This window comes from Coleofasciculus sp. FACHB-712 (assembly GCF_014695635.1).
GTDB lineage: Bacteria > Cyanobacteriota > Cyanobacteriia > Cyanobacteriales > FACHB-T130 > FACHB-T130.
Genome location: NZ_JACJOQ010000271.1, coordinates 1 through 1,940, shown reverse-complemented (window position 1 = coordinate 1,940; position 1,940 = coordinate 1). Strand labels below are relative to the sequence as shown.

At 48.6% G+C, this 1,940-nt stretch carries 3 protein-coding genes; all 3 read left to right on the top strand.

Annotated elements, in window-relative coordinates; all coding sequences use genetic code 11:
- Positions 1-423 (top strand): precorrin-6A/cobalt-precorrin-6A reductase (locus H6F50_RS07505; protein WP_190428041.1); only part of this gene is annotated, 423 nt, incomplete at its 5' end.
- Between the two features lie 44 nt (positions 424-467).
- Positions 468-1,295 carry a PHP domain-containing protein gene (locus H6F50_RS07500; RefSeq protein ID WP_190428039.1) on the top strand — a complete coding sequence of 276 codons (828 nt, stop codon included), beginning with the start codon at positions 468-470 and terminating at the stop codon, positions 1,293-1,295.
- A 70-nt stretch (positions 1,296-1,365) separates the two neighbouring features.
- The coding region (locus H6F50_RS07495; RefSeq protein ID WP_190428037.1) for a glutaminase at positions 1,366-1,940 on the top strand (575 nt) is incomplete at its 3' end.

Genomic DNA, 1,940 nt, shown 5'->3' with positions numbered 1-1,940 from the left:
TTCGACACGCTTTTATCTGGAGACTACCTACAAGGGCAACGGGTGCTACTGACAATTGGTTATCGAAGCTTGTCCCGGTTCCGTCCTTGGCAAGAAAAGTCTACTTTATTTGCCCGAATTCTTCCTTCCGTAACAGCGCTGGAAGCAGCTTTACAATCAGGGTTTGCACCCGATAAACTGATTGCGATTCGCCCCCCCATCTCTGCGGAATTGGAAATGGCGCTGTGGCGACAGTGGGACATTTCCCTTGTGGTTACGAAAGCATCAGGAACGGCTGGGGGAGAAGATATCAAGCGCAGGGTTTCCGCAGAGTTAGGCATTCCTTTAGTGGTAATTACTCGTCCAGAAGTTGCGTATCCTCGGCAAACCAGCGACTTGAAAACAGCGCTAGAGTTTTGCCAAGACGTCTTTCGTCGAGTTTAGTCCGCCACAATCTTACCGAGCGTGAATCAAGCGACAATTAAAGAATGCTAGAACTACACTGCCACACCACTTACTCAGACGGCACCCTCACGCCCAGCGAACTCGTTAACGCGGCGATGAGTGCCGGAGTCCGCGCCCTTGCCATTACCGATCACGATACGATGAATGGCTGGGATGAGGCGTTTGCTGCTGCCAAACTGCATAACCTGGAAATTGTCCCCGGATTGGAACTCAGCACCGTTCACAACCATTGCTCCTTACATATTTTGGGCTTTTACCCAGATGCACAGAAGCTGCGAGAACCTCTAGGCGATCGCCTAGAAGGACGGAAACGGCGATCGCAACAAATGGTCGCCAAACTGGCAGAATTAGGCTACCCGATTCAGTTACCTGAATTAGGTGAAGGCATGGCACCGGGGCGTCCTCATATTGCGACTGCCCTCGTGAAAGCCGGTTATTTTCAGTCATCGCGGGAAGCTTTTGATCGCCTGCTGGGGGATGATAAACCAGCTTATGTGCATTACGAGAAATTCTCGATTGTTGAAGGGATTGCCATGTTATGTTCTTGCGGTGCCGTGCCTGTGTGGGCGCATCCCTACCTGTTTCGAGGCGGTGATGTGAAGGAAGTGCTGAAAGAATTGGTTGCTGCTGGGTTAATGGGCGTTGAGGTTTATCATCCTAACCATAGCGCCAAAGAAATCCAAAATCTCAAAAAGTTGTGTGCTGAATATGGCTTACTGATGACAGGCGGCAGCGATTATCATGGTCCCAGTCCTGATCCGAAAACTCCAGATCGCAGTACGCTGAATATGCTTCAGGTACCTTTAGATTTGCTTGAACCCATCAAACAGGCGGCGGCAAGTTTACGTTAATTTTTAATCGCTAATGTCACCCGAAACAATTAGCGATTCCCCATTCCCAAGAACTCATTACCAATAACAAATGGCAAGTGCCATCCTGCAAGACTTTCTCAACAACTTGCATATCAAGTATAAGTCAATCCATGAAGGTGTATTGGCAAACTATATCCCGGAACTTGCAAAGGCAGACCCGGATTGGTTCGGGATATGCATTGTCACCGTGGATGGTCAAGTTTATGAAATCGGTGATTGGGAACAGTTGTTCACTCTTCAGTCGATTTCCAAGGCATTTGTATACGGAATGGCGCTGGAAGATCATGGGCGCGATTACGTTGTAAAAAGGGTGGGAGTGGAACCCACTGGCGATGCTTTTAACTCAATTATTAAGCTGGATGAATCCTCAAAGCGACCGTATAACCCAATGGTAAATGCGGGAGCGATCGCTACCACCAGTTTAATTAAAGGAGTGGGACCAACTGAGCGCTTAAACCGGATGCTGGATATGTTTCAGCGTTACGTTGGACACAACCTATTTATTGATATCTCCGTGTTCATGTCAGAGCGAACGACCGGGCATCGCAACCGAGCAATGGCGCATCTGATGCTCAATTTTGGCATGATCGACGCGAAAATTGACGAGGCACTGGATTTGTACTT

What these genes read in the sequence shown, in the direction of transcription:
- H6F50_RS07500 (WP_190428039.1), top strand. Translation starts at nt 468, where the DNA reads ATGCTAGAACTACACTGCCACACCACTTACTCAGACGGCACCCTCACG.